This is a genomic window from Streptosporangium album, from assembly GCF_014203795.1.
GTDB lineage: Bacteria > Actinomycetota > Actinomycetes > Streptosporangiales > Streptosporangiaceae > Streptosporangium > Streptosporangium album.
Genome location: NZ_JACHJU010000002.1, coordinates 266,009 through 285,087 on the forward strand (window position 1 = coordinate 266,009; position 19,079 = coordinate 285,087).

Below are 19,079 nucleotides of genomic sequence, written 5' to 3' on the forward strand. Positions count from 1 at the left end.
AAGGCGATCTGGCAGCACATCCGGGTGAGGCAGGCGTGCGGGTCGTGCGGGACCCGCCCGCAGGAGTGGGACGAAACACGCGGCGGCGACCGCAACGCCTACGTTGCCGAGCCCGAGCGGTGCCGGGGATGTGAGCTGAAAGAAGCAGCCCAGGACAGCCTGACCGGCGATGAGGGCCGCGGTGTCCGCATCGTTCTCACTCGACCCCTGAAGGAGGTGACCCATGGCCATCCGTGACCTGATCATCGACATCAAGAGCCGGTTCGACGAGCGGGGCTCCAAGGCCGCCGAGGAGGGGCTGAAGAAGACCGAGGAGGCCGCCAAGCGCTCCCAGCGTGAGCTGGAGCGGATGGAGCGGGCCGCGGCCAAGGCCCGGGATGCGATGGAGAGCTCAGGTCAGGCGCTGGCCACCTTCGGCGCGGTCGCGGTGGCCGGGATCGGCGTGGCCGTCAAAGCGGCCGTCGAGTGGGAGTCGGCGTGGACCGGGGTGACCAAGACCGTTGAGGGCACCCCGGCCCAGATGGCCGCCCTGGAAGGAGCGTTGCGCGGTCTGGCCAGGGAACTGCCCGCTACCCATAAGGAGATCGCCGGGGTCGCCGAAGCGGCCGGGCAGTTGGGTATCAAGCGCGAGTCCATCGTGTCGTTCACGACGACCATGGTCGCGCTTGGTGAGACGACGAACCTGTCGGCCGAGCAGGCCGCCACCGCCATGGCCCGGTTGTCCAACATCATGGGCACCCCGCAGCAGGAGATCGGCAAGCTGGGCGCGTCCCTGGTGGCGCTCGGCAACGCCGGCGCGTCGACCGAGGCCGAGATCGTGGAAATGGCGCTGCGCATCGCCGGCGCGGGCAAGGTGATCGGCCTGTCAGAGGGGCAGGTCCTCGGTTTCGCGAACGCCCTGTCGAGTGTCGGCATCAACGCGGAGGCGGGCGGTTCGTCGATCTCCCGTGTGATGATCACTATCGCGCAGGCCGTCGACACTGGCGGCGCGTCGGTGGAGAAGTTTGCCAAGGTCGCGGGCATGTCGGCCGCTGAGTTCTCCACCGCTTTCAAGGACGACGCGGGCGGCGCTCTGGCCGCGTTCATCGAGGGGCTGGGCCGGGTCGAGGCCTCCGGCGGGAGCCTGTTTTCGACGCTGCAGCAGCTCGGGTTCAGCGAGATCGAGGTCCGGGACGCGCTGCTGCGTACCGCGAACGCCGGGTCGCTGCTGACCGACAGTCTGCGCCTCGGCGAACAGGCCTGGGCGGATAACTCGGCGCTGGTCGAGGAAGCGGCTAAACGTTACGAGACGACCGCGTCGAAAATGCAGGTCGCCGAGAACAACATCACCGACCTGGGCATCACGATCGGTGAGACGTTCTTGCCTGTGCTCGGCGCTGCCGCCGAGCACACCTCGGGCTGGATCACGATGCTGCAGGATCTGCCCGCACCGGTGAAGACCGCCGGTGGTGTGGTGGGCGCCATGGCGGGGACCGTGGCACTGGCAGGCGGCGCGGCGATGATCGCCGTGCCGAAGATGGTCGAGTTCACCAAGACGTTGGCGGACATGGGCCCCCGCGGCGCGGCAATGGCGTCTCGGCTGTCCAGCCTCGGCGCATTCCTGACCGGGCCGTGGGGTGTTGCTCTGGCGGCCGCCGCGGCGGTGACGGTGCTGTTCGCCGACGCCCAAGCGCAGACCGCCGGCCGGGTGCAAGACCTCACCGACGCGATCATCGCCGACCACGGCGCCATCGCAGAACTGACGAAGGAGAAAATCGCTCACCTGCTGGTCGATGACGGTCTGATCGAGTCGGCCAAAACCCTCGGGTTGAACCTGGACACGGTGACAGCGGCTTTCTCCGGCAACAAGGACCAGGCCGCGCTGCTGAACAAGCAGCTGGACGAGATGCTCAAAAAGCGGATGGATCAGGCCCCGGCGTTCGCGATGCCCTGGGACGAAGAGGGCAGGAAGATCAAGAATGAGACGGACGCGATCGCCCGCCTGCAGTACGCCCTGGGCGAGTACGGCCGCCAACTGGATGATGCCAAGGCCAAGGTCCAAGACCAGGCCGACGTCACCGGAAAGGCCGAGGTCAAGGTCACCGACCTGGAGTCGGCGATGAAGGGCATGTCTGCGACTGCGACTGGTCAGGGCAACGTGGTGGGCGACCTGACCGGGATCATGCAGGGCCTGGCCAACACCTACGGGCTGGTCGGCGATGACGCGGTCAAGGCCGCCCAGAAGATGATCGACTCCTGGAGTCAGGCGTTCAGCTCATTCGGCAACATGACAGGGGCGCTCTCGGAGATCGAGTCGTCTCTGAGCGGGTCGAGCACCTCGGGTGCTGACCGGCAGGCGGCCGCCGTTGAGCGGCTGGCCGAGGTGCAGCGCACCAGCGCCGAGAAGATCAAGCGGGCGCAGCGTGATCTGGCCGACGCCCACGAACAAGCCGCTGACCAGGCGGTGCAGTCGCAAGAGCGGATCAAGGCCGCCCAAGAGTCGCTGGCATCAGCGGTTGAGGAGGCGGCTCAGCGTGAGGCGGACGCCGTCCAAGGGGTGGCCGACGCCCGGCAGCGGGTAGCCGATAGCCAGGACGCGCTCGCCACCGTGGTGGAGAGGGCGGCTCAGCGTGAGGCGGACGCCACGCAGAAGGTGGCGGACGCACGGCAGCGGGCTGCCGACGTGGCCGAGGACTCCGGGCGCAAGATCGAGTCCGCTGTTCAGCGGGTGAGTGACGCCCAGGTCGACGCGGCTCAGCGTGAGCTCGACGCCGAGCAGCGACTGCAGGACAGCCACGCCCGCACCGCCCAGGCGGTTGAGGACCTGACCGCCGCCCGTGAGCGCGCGGCGGAGCGGCTGGAGGACCTCGCTCGCTCATCGGCGTCCGGCGCGCTGGATGAGGAAGGCGCGCAGATCGCGATCGAGCGGGCCCGCCAACGCCTCGATGAGGTCAACGCCGACCCGGCGTCATCGGCCCTGGATCGGCAGGAAGCGGACCTGGCGTTTCGTCGCGCGGTGCAGCGGCTGGAGGAGATCCGGCGGCGTAACACCGACCTGCAGCAGGAGATCGACGACGCGAACCGGGCCGGGATCGAAGGCAGCACCGAGGTTGTCGCGGCCAAGGAGCGCATCGCCGCGGCGCAGCAGGCCGAGCAAGAGGCCGAGGCTGCCCTGGCCAAGGCTCGTGAAGAAGCAGCGCGTTCTGTCGCCGCGGCCGAGCAGGCGTTGGCCGATGCCCGCCGGGATGCGTCCCGCGAGCAGGAGGACGCGGCGGCGGCCGTCGCCAAGGCCGAGGCGGACGCCAACCAGGCGCGCATCGACAGCGCCAAGGACGTCGCGAAGGCGCAACGCGACATCACGGACGCGCAGAAGGATGCGGCCCAGGCCGAGGCCGAGCTGGACCAAACCCGCATCGACAGCGCCAAGGATGTGCTGAAGGCCAAGAAAGACGTCGCCGATGCTGAGAAGGACGCGGCCAAGGCGACGAAGGACGCGGCCCGGGACGTCGCCGACGCCGAGGAGGCCGTACGGAAGGCCCGCCAGGAATCGGCGCGTGACCAGAAGAAAGCCAACGCCGACGTGCGCGACTCCTGGGTGGAGCTGGGCGGCACGGTGGCCGTCACCACCGAGCAGTACCTCAAAGAGCTGGAAAAGCAGGTCAAGGACCAGGAGAAATGGGCCGACAACCTGATCAGCCTGGCCGGGCGGGTTCCGGACGAGATGCTCAAAGAGCTGGCCGAGCTCGGGCCGGGCGGGGCGAAGGTCGTCGCGTTGGCCTCTGAGATGTCGGATGCGGAGCTCAAGAAATTCATCGCCTTGCACGGCCGATCCGGCAAGGAAGCCGGCGACGTGTTCGCCGAGAACCTCGCGGCCGCGGGGCCGGTGCTGCGGGAGATCGCCCGCACCCGCGGTCAGGATGTGGCCGACAAGGTCCGCGAGGGCATGGACGGCGGCCGGACCAGTGTGTTCGAGGCGGCCCGGCGACTGGGCGTGGAAATCGACAGCGGCCTGGAGGTGGACCGCCCGCGCGTCCTGACGCTGACGCTGGTGTACAACACCGAGAACGCGCCGCCCCGTACCGCCCGGGAGAGCGGCGGTATCGACCGGTACGCCGCCGGCGGGATACGCCCCGTAGGCCCGATGATCGCCAACCGGCCGACGGTCCTGTTCGGGGAGGGCCGCGACGATGAGGCGTTCATCCCCTACGACCAGGCCTACCGTCCCCGGGCGGAATCGCTGCTGTCACAGGTGGCCGGTGACTTCGGCGGAGTGTTCCTCAAACCGCTCGGCGCAGCGACCCCGGGGACAGGCGGTGGGTCCGCGATGGCGGTCGGGCAGGGCAGCAACACTTACAACATCACGCTGCAGGTGCCGCCGAACGCGAACATGGCGCAGTTGGGGGCGGTGACAGTGGATGCGATCCAGGAGTTCGAGCGGCGCTCCGGCGCGGGGTGGCGGCGCACATGACCATGCCGACCCGTAGCGCCGAGGTGCAGTTCACCGCCGGGGTGTGGACGGATGTGTCGCCCTACCTGACGGTCCCGCTGTCGACGTCCCGCGGGTCCAACCGGGTGCAGTCGCCGATCGTCCGCTACCAGGCGGGCACGGCGACGGTCCGGCTGAAGAACGGCGACCGCCGCTTCGACCCGACGAACCTGGCCGGGCCGTACGTGTCGGCCGGCCGGTCGCAGGTGATGCCGATGCGGCCGGTGAGGATCCGCGCCACCTGGAACTCGGTCACCTACGACGTGTTCAGTGGGTTCGCCGACATGTGGGACGTCGCCTGGTATGACCCCTTCTACTCGGTGACCACGGTGCAGCTCACCGACGGGTTCAAGGTGCTGGCCAACAAGAAACGCCCCGCCGTCACCGCAGTCGGCGCCGGGGAGAACACCGGGGCACGGATCACCCGGATCCTGGACTCGGCCGGCTGGTCGGCCACCAACCGGGTGATCGCCACCGGCAACAGCACCCTGCAGGCCACCACCTTGGAAGGGGATGCGCTCAGCGAACTGCAGGCCGCCGCCGAATCAGAGATCGGCGAGCTGTACGTGGACGGCGCCGGCCGGGTGGTGTTCCGCAACCGGCACGCCCTGCTGTTGGACGCGCGCAGCAACACCGTGCAGGCCACGTTCGGCGACCCACCCACGGCTGTCGCTCCCTTCACCGCGCGGATCAACACCGACGACGCCACCTTGTGGAACGAGATCCGAGTGCAGCGCACCGGCGGCGTCGAGCAACTGGTGGGCGATACGGCCAGCCAGGACGAGTTCCTGACCCGCACCTACCAGGCATCCAACCTGTTGCTGGAAGACGACAGCATCGTGGGCAACTACGCGGGCTGGATCCTGTACGTGTCCAAGGACCCCGAGGTGCGTTTCGACGCCATTGAGATCCACGCTCACGCCGACCCCGCCACCATGTTCCCGCACGTGCTGGGGCGGGAGATCGGCGACCGCATCAAGATCGTTCGCCGGCCTCCCGGCGGCGGGGCGCCGATCATCCGTGAGGTGTTCATCCGCGGCATCTCCCACGAGGTGACCCAAGCCACCTGGATCACGACATGGGCGTTGCAGTCCGCGACCAAATACGGCTCGTTCCTGGTGCTGGATCATCCGGTGCTCGGCATGCTCGACCAGAACGCGCTCGCGTATTAAGGAGGCGAAGTGCCGTTCAAGGACTTCACCACGGAGATCCTGACGTCAGCCGACGTCGACCTGTACCTGATGAGTCAGGTCATTATCCGCTGCACATCTTCCACTCGGCCTACTTTGCCCGCTCAGGGATGGCATATATACGAGACGGACACTAATCAGTTCCTCGTGTATAACGGTTCCACGTGGGTGCAGGAGGGAGTTGAGACTCTATTCAAGCGAAAGACCGCCGATGAATCCGTTGTCAATAGCACCACCGTGCAAGATGATAACGACCTGACGGTTACCGTAGGGGCAAACAGGGTTTACGACGTCCTGCTACGGCTGAAGCTCGAAGGCGGCTCCAATGGAGACTTCAGCTACAACTGGACATTGCCCAGTGGTGCAAGCATAGATCTTGCGGTAACCAGCATGAGTACGGTGGTTTCGGGTAATGAGGCGTCGATATACAACCATTCATTCCCGGGAGGAGACAGGCTCCTCGGAATGAATACAACCCCGGCAACAGCATCCATCGTTATGCAGGGATTGCTTATTGTGGGTGGAACGTCGGGAGCCGTTACGTTCCGTTGGGCGCAGGCAACATCATCGACGACCACTCTTTTCGTCAAAGCAACGTCATACATGATCTTGCGGAGACTGGCGTAAGCATTGTGACCATGGGATTGCGCCCATTCTTTCCAGCTCGGGTCCAGAGTTTCAGATATTCGGCACATATCTGACGGCTGCAAGCTGAGAAACGCCCGTCAGGACAGGGCTCCAGCGCGACGTCACTTGTGCCGGGTCGCCGTGGTCTTGGAGCGCCGACGCACCCAGGTGATCGGGTAGGCCATGCCGCACGTGCACACCATGAGCGCGATCTCCCCGCACGTCCACACCGGTTTGGTCACGGACATGCCGACCTGCTGAACCTGCACTGGTTGCTGCGGCTGGCCGGGGTTGGGCGGGTAGCTCACGATTCCTCCGTTTTTCTGGGTGTGTGTGAGGCACCTGTGATGCCCACCCGGGTTACCTGTGGCCGGATCCGGCCACCCCTGATCGTGCCGTCTGCTCCCTCCCTGTGGCAGACGGCACCCCAAACCACCACGGCGCGAGCCGTACCAACCCTGAAAGGCGGCTGATGGAGTTCGCTGCGATCCCCTGGGTGCAGGGCTCCCTCGTCACGCTCGCGCTGGCGGTAATCGCCTCGGCCTGCTGGCTGGTGTTCAAGGGCCTTCTCGTCCCGCAGCGGACACACGACTCGTTCGTGGCGGTGCTGGAGCTACGCATCACCGAGAAAGCCGTCGAGGTCGAGAACTACAAGGTCGCCTGGCAGGCGGCCGAGGCCGCGCGACGCGAGCAGGACGGGCAGCTCTCGGAGCTGCTGGAGTACGCCCGCACCACCGACCAGGTCATCCGAGCGCTAGGACGCCGAGGGAGCCGCGATGCGCTGGCGCCGTAGACGACCCCCGACACCCGCCCCGTCGCCAGAAGCGCAGGACGCGCTCGCTGAGGCCCGCGAGGCGCGCGAGACATCCGAGCAAGGGCTGCAAGAGGTATGCGAACGCTGGCCAGAGGTGCGGGAGGTCACGTCGTCGCTGCGCGCGCACCGGGAACGCAACGGGTTCCGCGCCATGTTCGAGCGTGCCCTGCTGAAGGAAGGAGAGGCGTGATCCTGATCGGCCTCATTGGTGGCGTGCTCGTCATCGTGTCAGCGGTGTTCGGCGTCACGTCGGCACTGCTGTACGGCACGCGCTTCCCCTGGTGGGAGCACTCAGACGGCCGTCACCTGTTCGCCTACATGGCGGTCATCGGCAGCGTCCTCGGCCTGTGGGCCGGGCGGCTGATCGTCACCGGCCAACTCACCGACTCCGGCGCCGGCGGCTGGCCATGGATCCGCCTTGTCGCGTTCGGGGCGGTCACGTGGGTCCTCGGCTGGCGGCTTCTCATCATCACCCAGGCCTGGCGCGACATGCGCCGCAAGCGGACCAAGGAGGACCCCCGATGACTGAACCTCTTCCGCCGTACCCGTTCAACCGGGCTGGCGTCACCCCCGAGGACGGCGAGCAGAACGTCTCCCAGGACCCCGGGGCGGCATACGAGAGCGAGGTGGATGATGACGGCGATGCGTGACCGGGTCCTGTCGGTCGCACGCTCCCAGCTCGGCACCCGCGAGTACTCGGACGGGTCGTCTAAGTACGGCTCCTGGTATGAGCGGATGAAGCCTGCCCCGGGGTTCGCCACCGGTGCCTGGTGTCAGATGTTCACGGGCTGGTGTGCCAACGAAGCGGGCCTGTCGGAGGAGGCGTTCCCGCGATTGGCATACACGCCGTACGCGGTGCAGTGGTTCAAGGACCGCGGCCGGTGGGGGACCAAGCCCCGCGTGGGCGCGCTGGTCTACTACAACTTCCCCGGCGGCGACTTCGTCGACCACGTCGAGATCGTCGAAGCGGTCCGCGCGGACGGTTCCATCGTCACGATCGGCGGCAACGTCGGCAACGCCGTCAAGCGCCTGGTGCGCCGCTCGAACATCGCGGGCTACGGCTACCCCGACTACGCCGCTGCCAAGGACTGGATGGAGGAGATCGTGGACAAGCTGCCGCTGCTGAAGAAGGGCGCCGAGAAGAAGGCCGCCAACAAGCCGCACATCAAGACCCTGTTCAAGCTGCTGGACGCGCGAGGCTTCCCGCTTCCGTCCAACGTGGACGACATGACGTTCGGCGACCCGATGGACAAGAAGGTCCGCGAGTTCCAGAAGGCGAAGAAGCTCCTCGTGGACGGCGAGGTCGGCGAGAAGTCCTGGGCCGCCCTGGTCCTGCCGTAGCCGTGGAGCCCATCGACTCCTGGCCGCTGCTGCTGTCGCGCCTGGCGTGCCTGCGGCCGGCGGACGACGAGCCCGAGGACGAGTCTCGTCTCCCTGGGCTCATCGATGAGAGCAACTGACCGAAGTGGCGCACACCTCCATGTCGTGCGCTGCTCACCCATTCCCCCCGCCGCCCCTGGCGGGCCTGTCCCCAAGGAGGGGCTCGTGAACGTAGGCAAGTACGCCAAGACCATCGTGGCCGCGCTGTTCGCTGCGGTTGTCGTCGCCAAGTCGGCGGTCACCGATGGCGTGTACAACCCGGCCGAGGTGATCGACACCGTTCTGGCGGTGCTGACCGCCCTGGGCGTCTGGGTGGTCCCGAACGCCAAGCAGTCGGACCTGTCCCAGCGATAGGCTGAACGCAGGCCCCGGGCGTGCGGACACATGCTCGGGCATCGCCTGCAACAGTTGCGGCCCCGTCCTCTTCGGAGGGCGGGGCCGCTTCTGCATGTCCGGGGTCAGGCGCGGGTGTAGCCGTCGGCCTCCAGGTCGATGCCCCGGCTGCGGATGTGCTCGGCGGCCTCGTCGTCGCCACTGAACCCGCTGGTATCGGTGCTGTCGATGCCGTCCACGTGGGCCTGTTCGGACACCTCGTTGTCGCGCTGGATCATAGTGATGACGTCGTCGCCCCAGCCGTCAGGGTCCTCGTCGCGGCTGCGGGTGTAGGTAGTGACCGTGGCGGACTTCGGGGGGTCGTACGGGCTGGGCTGGACGGGGTGCTGCGCAGGGTCGTAGGCGCCGGGCTCGATGCCGAGGATCTTGCCGTCGCCCTCCTCCACCAGGCCGGGCCGGTCGATCCGGAGGGTGAAGCGCTCGCCCGCCACGATCTGGTCCCCAACCCACTCGTTCTTAGCAAGGACCGCGAGCACGTCGCCGGTGTCGTAGACGGCCAGGATGGTGAAGCCGTATCCCTGCTCGGCAGCGGCCTCGATCCAGTCCTCGACGGCCTGGTCGCGCCAGTTGCCCTGGTCGATGGCTTCGACGGTGATGTCGCGGAGGGCGATGTGCAGAGGAACCGGGGTGATCATCGCAGCGGGCCTTCCGTAGCGGGTGACGATGGTGGTCTTGCCATGGGTCTGGGCGGCAATGACGAGGTCGCCGAACTTCTTGCGCCCGTCTTCGATGCCCACTTCCTTGCTGCTCATGAATAGAACCTTAAGGTCCTTAAGGTTCTCTGTCTAGGGTTCTTGGAAAAGGGTTGGCGCTCCAGCCATGGCGGGGCGTCTCCAAGATCGATTCCCGCCCCTCATAGGATCGCCCGGGTATCGCACCACCCGGGGGAGACATGGCCGAGTACGAATTTCCGCCTGACCTGCTGGACGCCCAGCGCGCCTACGTCGCCGCTCATGCCCGCGTCCAGGAGGTGACAGATGCGCTGCCGTCATCGATGGCGACCCTGGCCGGAGAGGCAGAGGTGAGCGAGGAGCAGCGGGAGGAGCTCGCCGCGGCCCGTGCGGAACGGCTCCGCTGGGTCTCCGTCCTGTATGCCGACCACCCGTGGTGGGCGACCGTGGACAACCCGGCCAAGGCGCGGGCCGCGCTGCAGGAGACGGTCAAGGCCTGACGGCTGTAGCCAGATCATCGCCTGCGGGTGCACCATGAACGTCCGTCGCCCATGACAGAGCGGCCCCGCCCTCTTCGGAGGGCGGGGCCGTTTCTGTGCGTTCGAGGTCAGGCAAGGACGCCGCTGCGAGCGGCGAGACCGCGCAGTTCGGGCGCAGTGCGTCCGGACACCAGCAGACCGGAGATGAGGGACTTCACCGCCGGGCGTGCATGAGTTTCCTCGGGGGCATGGTGCTCGGCCGTCAGGAGCGCACGTACGCATTCCTCACGGCGGCCCAGCTGCCCGAAGGCCGCGGCGATGTCGGTGTAGTAGCGGGATCGGCGCTCCACGCTGGGTAGGCTCTGCGGCGCGATCGCACGGGCGGCGCTCAAGGCAGCGGCGGGATCTCCGGCGGAGTTCTCCGCCGAGATGAGATGCAGTTGGACGGTGATCGGGCTGAAACCGCCGCCGTGGTCGCGCAGCATGGTGCTACCGCCGAGTTCGGTGGCGATGGCGGCTGCCTCGTCGGTGAGTTGTCGCATTCCTTTACGGTCACCGCTGCGGGCAGCGGTGTAGGCCGCGGACTGGATCAGCAGGCCGCGTTCAGCGGCACCGGCCCGTCCAGCGCTGCGCAGACCGGGGTCGTCAGCGGCGGCCAGCGCGATCGACATCGCCTGGTCGTTCCAGCCGGCCTTTCGGGCCAGCACAGCGAGGTTCCGCGCGGCCTCCGCCACCGTGAGCGCATCGTCGCCGGCCTCGGCCAGTTGGCGTGCCCGGTCGGCAGCCATCCAACCGAGCTGCTGCTCATCGAGCTTGACGAGCATCCGGGTCGCCAGAACGTAGCTTTGCGCGAGAAACGCGTGATCCCTCCCGCCGTTGAGCGCATGTCCTGTGCGGATCAGCCGGGGCAGGCGCACGGCGAGGCTGCCGTAGCGGCAGGTGTGGAAGTCGGTGAGCGCGCGGGAGAGTTCCGCGGGCAGTTGCTCGGGCGGCAGGTCACCGAGGTTGCTGCCCAAACCGAGCATCGCATCCCGGAGGCCGGCGACGAGCACCTCACCGAGTAGAGCCTCGTCCGCCTGTGCGGCGCCGCCTCCAAGAAATCGGGAGCTTGCGGCTGCGGCGGCCGTGACCGCCAGGTTCGCCAGCAAATTCCTTCGCCGCACCGGATCTTCACCGTCCTCCCGTTGAGTCCTGTCCACTTTACGAGCGGGCAGGCTGGGATATGCGGTAGTTGGTACCGTCGGTTGACCGTGTCGGACCTTCGGCCGGGGCGAGGCAAGGCCGAAAGCCTGAGGCGGAATGCCGAGGGCCTCGGCGAAGCACCGCAGCACGGCGACGTCGGTCATCGAGGAGATGCCCCGCTCGTAGCGGGAGACCTGGGCCGCGGAGTATCCGGTCAGCTTGCCGAGCTGGGTCAGCGTCAGCCGTTGTGCCTGCCGTATCTGACGTATGAGCTTCCCGGGAGCCGGGATTGCCTCGGGAGTTGTGCCTGCCCTGCCGATCGCATCCATACCCTGTCCCTGCTCGTAGCTGAGACTGCGCCGCCCTCACCGTAGCCGCATCCCGGCGCCCTGGACAGGGACTTTGCATCAGGCGCAAACACCTTTGCAGCCCAAGACAGCGCCCCTCCCGCCGCCGGGCCGGATGCGCTGACCTTAAGGGCGAACGGCCCGCACTCGGCAGGCCGCCATCTGGTCCCACCACTCAGGAGGTCCTGATGCAGCCCTCGGTCCTCGGCCCGTCCACGGCACATGCTGTAGACGCCCGCCTCGCTCCCGACTACTACTTCCATCCCGACGGCCTCGACTCCTACATCACGCAGGTGCTGAGGAACTGCCGGACGGTCTTCGACATCAAGCCCGCCATGACCGCAGACCTCGACGACCCTGCCGCCGCAGGCCTTTACGACGCGCCCCGCGGCGTCGTAGAGGACGGCGCTCTGCTTCGGGGCGAGGTCATCGTCCAGGCCGGTGCCCGCATCGAGGCAGGCGCCCAGGTCATCGGGCCGGTGCTGATCTGCGCCGGCGCGATCGTAGCCGCCGGCGCCCTGGTCCGCGACCACAGCGTGATCGGCCCCGGCTGTCGGATCGGCTTCGGCGCGGAGATCACCCGTAGCCTGCTGGCCGGGCATGTCTTCGTGAAACACCCTTGCTTCATCGGCGACTCGGTGATCGGGCGGCGCGTCAACATCGGCTCCTTCTGCTCCACGACCGGGCTCCGATGCGACCGCGGGCCGGTTGCCGAACCGGCGATCGAGGAAATCACCGTCAACCTCGACGGGCAGCGGATCGGCACGGGACAAACGAAGTTCGGCGCCGTCATCGGCGATGAGGTGGCTCTGCCGGCCGGGACCGTGCTGTCGCCGGGCACGCTGATCGGCCCCGGCACGGTGGTCTACCCGCGCGACCACATCGGCGGCTTCCTGCCCGCCGGCTCCCGGGTGCGGTGACGGCCATGACCATCACCCCCGCCCGGGCCGCTTTCGAGGCCACCGTCGTGAGGGTCGCCGGTGGGCGGCCTCTGAGCGGCCGCATCCCAGTGCAGGGCAGCAAGAACATCGCCCTGCACCTGTATGCGGCCACGCTCCTGGCAGATGCCCCGGTCGTCCTTGCCGCGGCTCCGGACATCATCGACACCGGAGTATGCGCGCAGATCCTGACCTACACCGGGGCCCACGTCGCCGTCGACGGCGGCCGGTTCGCTGTGACCCCAGCCGCGGCCCCCTGCCCCGTCATCCATCCGGAACTCGGCCGTCGAGTACGTACGACCGTCGTCCTGGCCGCCGCGGTGCTGGCCCGCACCGGGCAAGTCACCTTCCCTTACCCCGGTGGCGACGCCTTCTGTCCCCGCCTGATCGACCGGCACCTCGCGGCGATGCAGGCGGCCGGCGCCGAAGTCCTCGCCGACGCCACCACCATCAGCGCGCGGTGCGGACCGCACGGTGTGCGGGCATTCACCGTGGACGTGGACACCCCGTACGGGCCGAGCCTGGGGGCGACGGTGACCGCCATGCTGCTGGCCGCCCGCGCCCCGGGCACCAGCCTGATCACGCACCCGTCGATCGAGCCGGAGGTCACCGAGACCGCCCGATTCCTGACCGAGCGCGGCGCCCTGATCCACTTCACAGGGCAAGGGCTGCACGTCAGCGGAAGCGACTGGATCACCGGCGGTGACTTCACGGTAGCCGGGGATCGGATCGAGGCAGCCACCATGATCATGGCCGCCGCCTCCACCGGCGGCAGCATCCACCTCGATGGAATCACCGCCTCTGCCTTCCCCAACGGCCTCACCGAGGCCCTGTCCGCGGCAGGCATCAGTCTCACCGACGACGCCAGCGGTGGCGTGCGCGCGCAGCTGAACGGCCCCCTGCAGGCCATTGACGCGGCCACCGGTCCGCACCCGGCTCTGCCCACCGACACCGCACCGCAGCTGGCCGCGATGCTCACCCAGGCCCATGGATCCTCACTCATTACCGAGCGCGTGTATCCCAGCCGTAACACCCATATCGCGGGCCTGCGAGCCTTCGGCGCCGACATTTCCTCCACCGGCCCGGTCATTGGCCTGCGCGGGCCCATCCGGCTACGCCCCGCCACGGCGGCGGCCGAAGACATCCGCGCGGTGACCGCTTTGCTAATCGCCGCTCTGGCCGCCGAAGGCACCTCTACGATCCGGGGGGTGTACCACCTCCGGCGCGGCTATGGCCACCTGCTTGCCAACCTTGCCGCGCTGGGAGCCGACATCACCACCACCTCGGAGGCCTCCTGATGCCCGCACCGTTCACCGCCAATGACGTCGCCCGGCTCCAGGAGACTCTTGATGAGGTGGTCGCCGACGGCGCCGCCCCCGGCGGGGTCGTCGTCTGCGGCACCATCGACGGGCAAAAGCACGTCCTGGCCGCCGGCACCGTCGCGCCCGAACTCGGCGAGCTCACCCCCACCGAGCACACCATCTACGACATCGCCTCGCTGACCAAGGTCGTCGCCACTTGGCCTCTCATCGGCCAGGCCCTTGCCACTGGGCTGGTCGATCTCGACGCACCCACGCGCGATGTCCTGCCCGCCATGACCGGTGAGGCACCCAGCGGTGAGGCGACGCTCCGCCAGCTCCTCGCCCACGCCTCCGGGCTGCGCGCCTCAACGCGCCTGGACCACTACCGTGGGGCTGACGCGCCGCTGCACGAGCTCCTATGCCGCGAACCGCTGGAGGACACTCCTGGCCGGCACCGCTACATCAACCGCGGCTACATCCTCCTCGGCCTGGCCCTCGCACACGTCAACGGCGTCCCCTTGGATCACCTCGCCGACCAGCTCTGGCAGCGCATCGGGATGACCTCCACCGTCTACGGGCCCATTGCCCGCGGTCACCACGTCGCGCCGACCGAACAGCGCATTCCCGGCGCCCCGAGGACCTGGGGCGCCGTGCACGACGACAACGCCGCCCTTCTGGGCGGCATCGCCGGGCACGCGGGCGTCTTCTCCACACCCCGTGACCTCGCCACCTACGCCACCTGGCTGCTCGACGCATACGCCTACGGCGACGCTGTCCTGGGTGAGTGGCTGCGGGCGAGCCTCGTCCCGCAGGCCGTGATCGAACCGGGTTTGGACCGCGGTCTGTCGTGGATTCTCGCCGCCGGTGGACGCGTCGCGTACCACCACGGTTTCACCGGCACCAGCCTCTACCTGGCCCCAGACGCTGGCCGTTACCTGGTGATCTGCACCAACGCCGTCTACTACGGCAATGCCCGCACCCGGATCGCGCCGCTGCGGACCCTCGCGCTCAAGACGATCTCTGCCACCTGGCATCCGGAGGCGCTTGATGAGTGACCTGCTGGCCGATCACACCACACTGCGCCTCGGCGGACCCGCCGATCGGCTGCTCACCCACACCGACCCCGCCGCCTGGACTGATCTCACCCAAACCGTCATCGGCCAACCCGTAGCACCGTTCGTTCTCGGCGGCGGCAGCAACACCCTCGCCGCCGACGCCGGATACCCCGGGCCGGTTATCCACATGACAACCCGGGGTATCACCGTCCGCCCACTCGGCGATGGCACCACGGAAGTCACCGTTCAAGCGGGCGAACCGCTATCCGCCCTCGTCGGCTTCGCCGTCAGCGAGGGCCTGTCCGGCATCGAATACCTCGCCGGCATCCCCGGCACCACCGGCGCCGCCCCCGTGCAGAACACCGGCGCCTACGGTCAGCAGATATCCGACGCCCTCACCCACCTCACTGTCTACGACTGGAACCGCCGACAATCCGCCCGACTCCGCCCCGAGGAATGCGGCTTCGGCTACCGCACCAGCATCTTCAAGACCCACCTGGGCCGGTGGACGATCCTTGAGGTCGCCCTGCGCCTCACCCCCAGCACGTACGCCGCCCCGGTCACCTACCAGTACCTCGCCCACGCACTCGACATCCCCCTCGGCACCCGGCCCCCGCTCGCCGAAGCGGCCCAAGGCGTCCTGGCCGACCGCTGTCAGCGCGGCTTGGCCCTACCGGAGAACGGCCCGGACGCTCGCCAGGCGGGATCGGTCTTCCTCAACCCGCCCATCACCACGGCTCAAGCCGACGCGGTCCGCGCCGCTGGTGGCGTGGCCTACCGCGATGACCACAGCGTCCTGCGAGCCAGCGCCGGATGGCTGCTCCAGCTGGCCGGACACCACCCCGGCAACCAGCTCGCACCAGGGGTGTTCTGCTCGACCCGCCGAGCTCTTACCCTCACCGCCCACGACGGCGCCACCGCGGCTTCCTTCAACATGGTCCTGCAGAAGCTGGCCCGTGACGTCTACGAAGTGATTGGCATCCGGCTGCACCCAGAGCCCGTACGACCTGTCGCAGCGTGGATGGCCGCTGAGAAAGAGGACCCCGGAGTTCTGGCCATCGGGGTTGAGCGGGTCGAGCAGTAGGCGCTGTGGGCCCCGGTCCCCCTCGCCGGGACCGGGGCCGGCTCAACGGTCGGCTGGGGCGGCCAGCCGTTCCGCCTCTTCGTGCAGGGCCTCGATGAGGAGCAACGCCAACCGCAGCTCCTCACCAACGAGGTCATCGAGGACGTCCATCAGGCCTCCCTAGACACAAGACGCCCCATGGGCCACAAGGGTTGACAACCGCGCCGCAAACGGACTCGGATATGAAGAAGCTCCGCCTTCCAGGGAAAGCGGAGCTTCTGTCGCGCTAGATCAGTCCACGAGTCCCATGTAGGCGAAAAGGTTCTCATGGAGAATCCCCTGCATGTCCGCAGGGAGATGGCCGATGAGATCTTGGATCTCATCCTTAGCGAGTGGCTGAACAGCCACTATGCGGGCCCATCCTTTTTTAGGGAGGTTGGCCACTGCGGCGCCAATCTGTAGGCAGTATGCCGTCTTATGGGATGGCGCCGTGGAGATCGGCACGACTAAGGCAATCGGCCAATCGGGATTCTCATTGGTTTCATCGCCGCTGACCACGATTACTGGACGACGGGGCTTGACGTTGCGCTCGTCATTGGGGGGCAGAGTGAGATCAGAGTCGTCGACCCAGTACACGCCACCCTTGCGGATGGGTGCCTTCACTGGTCGCCTAGCACCTTCCCGTTCGCTCGGCGAATGGAATCAGTGCTAGTCATGAGCTCAACCAACAGCTCAGCACCCACACCTGGGTCGTTCTCCTGGAGCGGACGATGTGGACGCCGTGCCTTTGCCCGAGCGAGTAGGGCCTTGACCTGATTGCGACGGCGAACACGGCTCAAGTCCAGAAGAACGCCACGCTCAGCGCCGGCCTGCGCCTCTACCATCGGAGGCGTCTTATACGAAAGATCCCTTAGCGCAGTTGAACTCTTGCTGCCGTGGCGGCGGACAGTATCTCGGACGATCTGCATGCTTTCGCCAGGGAGAGGGTCCTCGATGTCGACAACCAGAGTGAGCACACAGGCGCCGAAGCTGTCGTCGGACAGGCGGCTGTCGTTTCGATCGATCAGCTCGCTGTCGGCGAGTTCGTACTCAGTGTGAGCGAGCGCGGCGTCGTAGGGGCCGTAGTTGTCCCACCGCCAAGTCGCACCGGTGAACTGAACACTGCCGATCTCGACGGCTCGGAGGTCGGCCATGTAGAGGAGCTTGGCGAGCTTCGTCTTGGTGATCTCAAAGCCCTGCTCACGTGCGGCCTTGAGCACCGCCAGGGCGGCTGAAACTAGGGGGCTGGAGGGTTGGGAAGGAAGATCCACGACCCCTCCTCGCATTCTCTCTCTCGACATCAAGCTACCTTCTAGGGCTGGATGTGGCCACTGTCGCCCCCGATAGATCCTTCTTCGTTCCCGCTGTTTTACCTGTTCGGGTAGGACATGGCGGGCTGGTGAACTATTTCACGTGGGCCCAGTCCAAGTCTTGGGAATGGCCTGCGCGAGCATTGCATCCCCGATGCTGGACGTCCCAGGGCTTGTCCCGGTTGTCATGAAGTCCAGACTTCAACGACAGCTTGGCGTCGGATCCCGTACGGCAGGCCCGGCTCGACTGTCAGCTCCAGCCTTACTGTTCCTCGCTCTCCTCGTAATCCTTATCGGCGGCCTCCTGGCGGAGCTGTTCCAGGTGCGGCGCGAGGGCGGTCATGATGCGGGCGTGGAGCCACTCCGGCGGTTCGTCGGGGAGGTCTGTGGTCATGCCGCCCATGCTCACCCCACCCGGTGATCGTCCGCAGGCAGACATGACGACGCCCCCACCCGAAGGGCGGGGGCGCGCGGCGTATCCAGTTAGCAGAACTCGCAGCCTGGCACGCGCTTGAGCAAGTGATCGCGTTCGTGAGTCCGCAACGCGTCGGCCTCCGCCGCCAGTTGCTCACGGGTGACATACCCGCCGAGATTACACATCTCCGCGTGTCCCTCGGCCCGGCCGCAGCCGACACAGACAAGGTTGCTACTCATGGGCTCTCCTCGGGGTCGTGGGGTCAGGGTACGGCGCGCGGAATGAAGATCGCCGGGAGTGGCGGATAATCCGAGCTATCGGCCAGCTCGTCAGAGGACCATCGCAACCCGCTGCGAAGGGTCTGTTTCCAGCCGCTTCTTCGCATGGATGTAAATCTTGGTCGTCTCGGGCGAAACGTGACCAAGGGCGTCTTGGAGCTCAGCGAGGGACGCACCCTCCTCGTCGCCCAACGTGGCGAACGTGTGCCGCAACGCGTGCGGGGTGACACGATCCGGATATTCCACCCCCGCCTCCCGGGCGATCCGCCGCACAAGATCGAACAGGTAGCGTGCGGACACCGGCCGGCCGCCCGAGGTCGCGAACAACGGAGCCGACTCCTCGAACGCCACCCCGCCCTCCCGTTCCAGCCGCTCCGCCAGATACCGGTCCACCGCCGCGGCTGTCGTCGGCGGCATGTTCCGCAGCCGGACCTTCTGCCCCTTGCCGACGATCCGCACCGTGCGGAACCCGCGCTCGAATCCCAGCGACCCGATCGTGAGACTCGACACCTCCGCGGCACGGGGCCCGATCGACAGCATGAACCGGATCAGCGCCGCCGTCCGGAGCTGTGCCCGGCCGCTGCCCGCCTCCGCCGTGGCGACCATCGCCCGCGCCTCCGACCGCTCCAATCCCACCGTCTCCGAATGGGTGCGGTCGATCTTCGGCCTCGATGCCCCGGCGAACTTGTTCACCGGCAGCACGTCCTCCAGAACGAGGTAGGTGTACCAACTCGACACCGACGCGAGCTTCAGCCCGACCGTCTTCGGCGCGGGCCGCGGATCCCTGTGCTCCAGCCAGCGCGCGTAGAGGTCCCCGTGTGCCCGGGTGGCAGTCAGCGGGTCCAGGTCACGGTCGGAGCAGAACGCCAGCCACTCGCGCAGGTTCCGCTCGTAGGCCCGCCGGGTGTGCGGGGAACTGAACGACCACAGCCAGCCGACCGTCAGCCGCGAGATGGGGTCGAGCTCCGGGTCCGGCATCTCCAGCGCGGAGCCGACGATCTCGCCGACGAGGACCTGCCCTCCCATGGGTCTCCTTCCAGAGGGGCGCCCGGGCGGGACGCCTCGCGCGTACGGCTGCGCGTGGGATGCACGCGCGAAACTTATTGATCTTGATTGGTGGGGTGCCACGGGG

22 protein-coding genes are annotated in these 19,079 nt (G+C 67.6%); 14 read left to right on the forward strand and 8 right to left on the reverse strand.

Translation table 11 applies throughout. The features are described from left to right. The first annotated feature begins 382 nt into the window (after positions 1-382). From FHR32_RS24840 to FHR32_RS24850, 3 genes are read left to right on the forward strand one after another with little or no spacing between them, the layout of a single operon-like run. Complete coding sequence (locus FHR32_RS24840) at positions 383-4,447, forward strand: phage tail tape measure protein (protein WP_246467544.1); 4,065 nt, start codon at positions 383-385, stop codon at positions 4,445-4,447. After that, positions 4,444-5,637: a hypothetical protein gene (locus FHR32_RS24845; RefSeq protein WP_184756923.1), complete on the forward strand. Its 1,194-nt coding sequence runs from the start codon at positions 4,444-4,446 to the stop codon at positions 5,635-5,637. Before FHR32_RS24840 ends, FHR32_RS24845 begins: the two co-directional genes overlap by 4 nt. Positions 5,638-5,646: 9 nt before the next feature. After that, positions 5,647-6,282: a hypothetical protein gene (locus FHR32_RS24850; RefSeq protein ID WP_184756924.1), complete on the forward strand. Its 636-nt coding sequence runs from the start codon at positions 5,647-5,649 to the stop codon at positions 6,280-6,282. A gap of 122 nt (positions 6,283-6,404) precedes the next feature. On the opposite strand, the gene FHR32_RS24855 is transcribed toward FHR32_RS24850, so the two are convergent. Then, positions 6,405-6,590, reverse strand: coding sequence for a hypothetical protein (locus FHR32_RS24855; protein WP_184756925.1), 186 nt, complete (start codon positions 6,588-6,590; stop codon positions 6,405-6,407). Positions 6,591-6,754: 164 nt separating this feature from the next. On the opposite strand from FHR32_RS24855, the gene FHR32_RS24860 reads away from it, so the two are divergent. The 6 genes from FHR32_RS24860 (at position 6,755) to FHR32_RS24880 (ending at position 8,830) form a co-directional block, all read left to right on the forward strand. Continuing rightward, positions 6,755-7,075, forward strand: a complete 321-nt coding sequence (locus tag FHR32_RS24860) for a hypothetical protein (RefSeq protein ID WP_184756926.1) — start codon at positions 6,755-6,757, stop codon at positions 7,073-7,075. Continuing rightward, entirely contained in the window at positions 7,059-7,286 is a 228-nt protein-coding gene (locus tag FHR32_RS24865) for a DUF7620 family protein (protein WP_184756927.1), read from the forward strand. Before FHR32_RS24860 ends, FHR32_RS24865 begins: the two co-directional genes overlap by 17 nt. Continuing rightward, positions 7,283-7,621 carry a putative phage holin gene (locus tag FHR32_RS24870; RefSeq protein WP_184756928.1) on the forward strand — a complete coding sequence of 113 codons (339 nt, stop codon included), beginning with the start codon at positions 7,283-7,285 and terminating at the stop codon, positions 7,619-7,621. The genes FHR32_RS24865 and FHR32_RS24870 overlap by 4 nt, the downstream gene beginning before the upstream one ends. After that, complete coding sequence (locus tag FHR32_RS46105) at positions 7,618-7,746, forward strand: hypothetical protein (protein WP_281391046.1); 129 nt, start codon at positions 7,618-7,620, stop codon at positions 7,744-7,746. The genes FHR32_RS24870 and FHR32_RS46105 overlap by 4 nt, the downstream gene beginning before the upstream one ends. Next, positions 7,739-8,437 carry a CHAP domain-containing protein gene (locus tag FHR32_RS24875; RefSeq protein WP_184756929.1) on the forward strand — a complete coding sequence of 233 codons (699 nt, stop codon included), beginning with the start codon at positions 7,739-7,741 and terminating at the stop codon, positions 8,435-8,437. Before FHR32_RS46105 ends, FHR32_RS24875 begins: the two co-directional genes overlap by 8 nt. A gap of 204 nt (positions 8,438-8,641) precedes the next feature. Continuing rightward, positions 8,642-8,830, forward strand: a complete 189-nt coding sequence (locus FHR32_RS24880; protein ID WP_184756930.1) for a hypothetical protein — start codon at positions 8,642-8,644, stop codon at positions 8,828-8,830. A gap of 104 nt (positions 8,831-8,934) precedes the next feature. Here FHR32_RS24880 and FHR32_RS24885 read toward each other — a convergent pair whose 3' ends face one another. After that, the gene (locus tag FHR32_RS24885; RefSeq protein WP_184756931.1) at positions 8,935-9,621 is read right to left on the reverse strand and encodes a type II toxin-antitoxin system Phd/YefM family antitoxin; all 687 of its coding nucleotides are present in this window, start codon (positions 9,619-9,621) and stop codon (positions 8,935-8,937) included. A gap of 140 nt (positions 9,622-9,761) precedes the next feature. Here FHR32_RS24885 and FHR32_RS24890 point away from each other — a divergent pair, with 140 nt between their 5' ends. Continuing rightward, on the forward strand, positions 9,762-10,040 hold the full coding sequence (locus FHR32_RS24890; protein ID WP_184756932.1) for a DUF8825 domain-containing protein: 279 nt from the start codon (positions 9,762-9,764) through the stop codon (positions 10,038-10,040). A 107-nt stretch (positions 10,041-10,147) separates the two neighbouring features. On the opposite strand, the gene FHR32_RS24895 is transcribed toward FHR32_RS24890, so the two are convergent. Next, positions 10,148-11,530: a helix-turn-helix domain-containing protein gene (locus FHR32_RS24895; RefSeq protein WP_184756933.1), complete on the reverse strand. Its 1,383-nt coding sequence runs from the start codon at positions 11,528-11,530 to the stop codon at positions 10,148-10,150. 206 nt (positions 11,531-11,736) lie between these two features. Here FHR32_RS24895 and FHR32_RS24900 point away from each other — a divergent pair, with 206 nt between their 5' ends. The 4 genes from FHR32_RS24900 to FHR32_RS24915 are packed head-to-tail and all read left to right on the forward strand — an operon-like array spanning position 11,737 to position 15,926. Further along, on the forward strand, positions 11,737-12,468 hold the full coding sequence (locus tag FHR32_RS24900; protein ID WP_184756934.1) for a GlgC family sugar phosphate nucleotidyltransferase: 732 nt from the start codon (positions 11,737-11,739) through the stop codon (positions 12,466-12,468). 5 nt (positions 12,469-12,473) lie between these two features. Further along, complete coding sequence (locus FHR32_RS24905) at positions 12,474-13,784, forward strand: UDP-N-acetylglucosamine 1-carboxyvinyltransferase (RefSeq protein WP_184756935.1); 1,311 nt, start codon at positions 12,474-12,476, stop codon at positions 13,782-13,784. Further along, complete coding sequence (locus FHR32_RS24910; protein ID WP_184756936.1) at positions 13,784-14,842, forward strand: serine hydrolase domain-containing protein; 1,059 nt, start codon at positions 13,784-13,786, stop codon at positions 14,840-14,842. The genes FHR32_RS24905 and FHR32_RS24910 overlap by 1 nt, the downstream gene beginning before the upstream one ends. Further along, a complete protein-coding gene (locus tag FHR32_RS24915; RefSeq protein WP_184756937.1) occupies positions 14,835-15,926 on the forward strand; it encodes a UDP-N-acetylmuramate dehydrogenase in 1,092 nt (363 codons plus the stop codon). Before FHR32_RS24910 ends, FHR32_RS24915 begins: the two co-directional genes overlap by 8 nt. A 270-nt stretch (positions 15,927-16,196) precedes the next feature. Here FHR32_RS24915 and FHR32_RS24920 read toward each other — a convergent pair whose 3' ends face one another. The 5 genes from FHR32_RS24920 to FHR32_RS24935 form a co-directional block, all read right to left on the reverse strand. Further along, the gene (locus tag FHR32_RS24920) at positions 16,197-16,568 is read right to left on the reverse strand and encodes a type II toxin-antitoxin system PemK/MazF family toxin (RefSeq protein ID WP_184756938.1); all 372 of its coding nucleotides are present in this window, start codon (positions 16,566-16,568) and stop codon (positions 16,197-16,199) included. Further along, entirely contained in the window at positions 16,565-17,215 is a 651-nt protein-coding gene (locus FHR32_RS24925) for a Panacea domain-containing protein (protein ID WP_184756939.1), read from the reverse strand. The genes FHR32_RS24920 and FHR32_RS24925 overlap by 4 nt, the downstream gene beginning before the upstream one ends. Positions 17,216-17,516: 301 nt before the next feature. Continuing rightward, positions 17,517-17,648 (reverse strand): hypothetical protein, encoded by a 132-nt coding sequence (locus tag FHR32_RS46110; protein WP_281391047.1) that lies wholly within the window; start codon positions 17,646-17,648, stop codon positions 17,517-17,519. Between the two features lie 89 nt (positions 17,649-17,737). Beyond that, a complete protein-coding gene (locus FHR32_RS24930; RefSeq protein ID WP_184756940.1) occupies positions 17,738-17,908 on the reverse strand; it encodes a hypothetical protein in 171 nt (56 codons plus the stop codon). A 90-nt stretch (positions 17,909-17,998) separates the two neighbouring features. Then, the gene (locus FHR32_RS24935) at positions 17,999-18,973 is read right to left on the reverse strand and encodes a tyrosine-type recombinase/integrase (RefSeq protein WP_184756941.1); all 975 of its coding nucleotides are present in this window, start codon (positions 18,971-18,973) and stop codon (positions 17,999-18,001) included. Between the last annotated feature and the right edge of the window lie 106 nt (positions 18,974-19,079).

Bases quoted from the DNA above. Each gene is read 5' to 3' on its own strand.
- FHR32_RS46105 (WP_281391046.1), top strand. From the start codon at position 7,618: ATGACTGAACCTCTTCCGCCGTACCCGTTCAACCGGGCTGGCGTCACC.
- FHR32_RS24890 (WP_184756932.1), top strand. From the start codon at position 9,762: ATGGCCGAGTACGAATTTCCGCCTGACCTGCTGGACGCCCAGCGCGCC.
- FHR32_RS24885 (WP_184756931.1), bottom strand. From the start codon at position 9,621: ATGAGCAGCAAGGAAGTGGGCATCGAAGACGGGCGCAAGAAGTTCGGC.
- FHR32_RS24930 (WP_184756940.1), bottom strand. From the start codon at position 17,908: ATGAGTAGCAACCTTGTCTGTGTCGGCTGCGGCCGGGCCGAGGGACAC.
- FHR32_RS24910 (WP_184756936.1), top strand. From the start codon at position 13,784: ATGCCCGCACCGTTCACCGCCAATGACGTCGCCCGGCTCCAGGAGACT.
- FHR32_RS46110 (WP_281391047.1), bottom strand. From the start codon at position 17,648: ATGACCACAGACCTCCCCGACGAACCGCCGGAGTGGCTCCACGCCCGC.
- FHR32_RS24845 (WP_184756923.1), top strand. From the start codon at position 4,444: ATGACCATGCCGACCCGTAGCGCCGAGGTGCAGTTCACCGCCGGGGTG.
- FHR32_RS24905 (WP_184756935.1), top strand. From the start codon at position 12,474: ATGACCATCACCCCCGCCCGGGCCGCTTTCGAGGCCACCGTCGTGAGG.
- FHR32_RS24935 (WP_184756941.1), bottom strand. From the start codon at position 18,973: ATGGGAGGGCAGGTCCTCGTCGGCGAGATCGTCGGCTCCGCGCTGGAG.
- FHR32_RS24875 (WP_184756929.1), top strand. From the start codon at position 7,739: ATGCGTGACCGGGTCCTGTCGGTCGCACGCTCCCAGCTCGGCACCCGC.
- FHR32_RS24900 (WP_184756934.1), top strand. From the start codon at position 11,737: ATGCAGCCCTCGGTCCTCGGCCCGTCCACGGCACATGCTGTAGACGCC.
- FHR32_RS24865 (WP_184756927.1), top strand. From the start codon at position 7,059: ATGCGCTGGCGCCGTAGACGACCCCCGACACCCGCCCCGTCGCCAGAA.
- FHR32_RS24860 (WP_184756926.1), top strand. From the start codon at position 6,755: ATGGAGTTCGCTGCGATCCCCTGGGTGCAGGGCTCCCTCGTCACGCTC.
- FHR32_RS24915 (WP_184756937.1), top strand. From the start codon at position 14,835: ATGAGTGACCTGCTGGCCGATCACACCACACTGCGCCTCGGCGGACCC.
- FHR32_RS24840 (WP_246467544.1), top strand. From the start codon at position 383: ATGGAGAGCTCAGGTCAGGCGCTGGCCACCTTCGGCGCGGTCGCGGTG.
- FHR32_RS24895 (WP_184756933.1), bottom strand. From the start codon at position 11,530: ATGGATGCGATCGGCAGGGCAGGCACAACTCCCGAGGCAATCCCGGCT.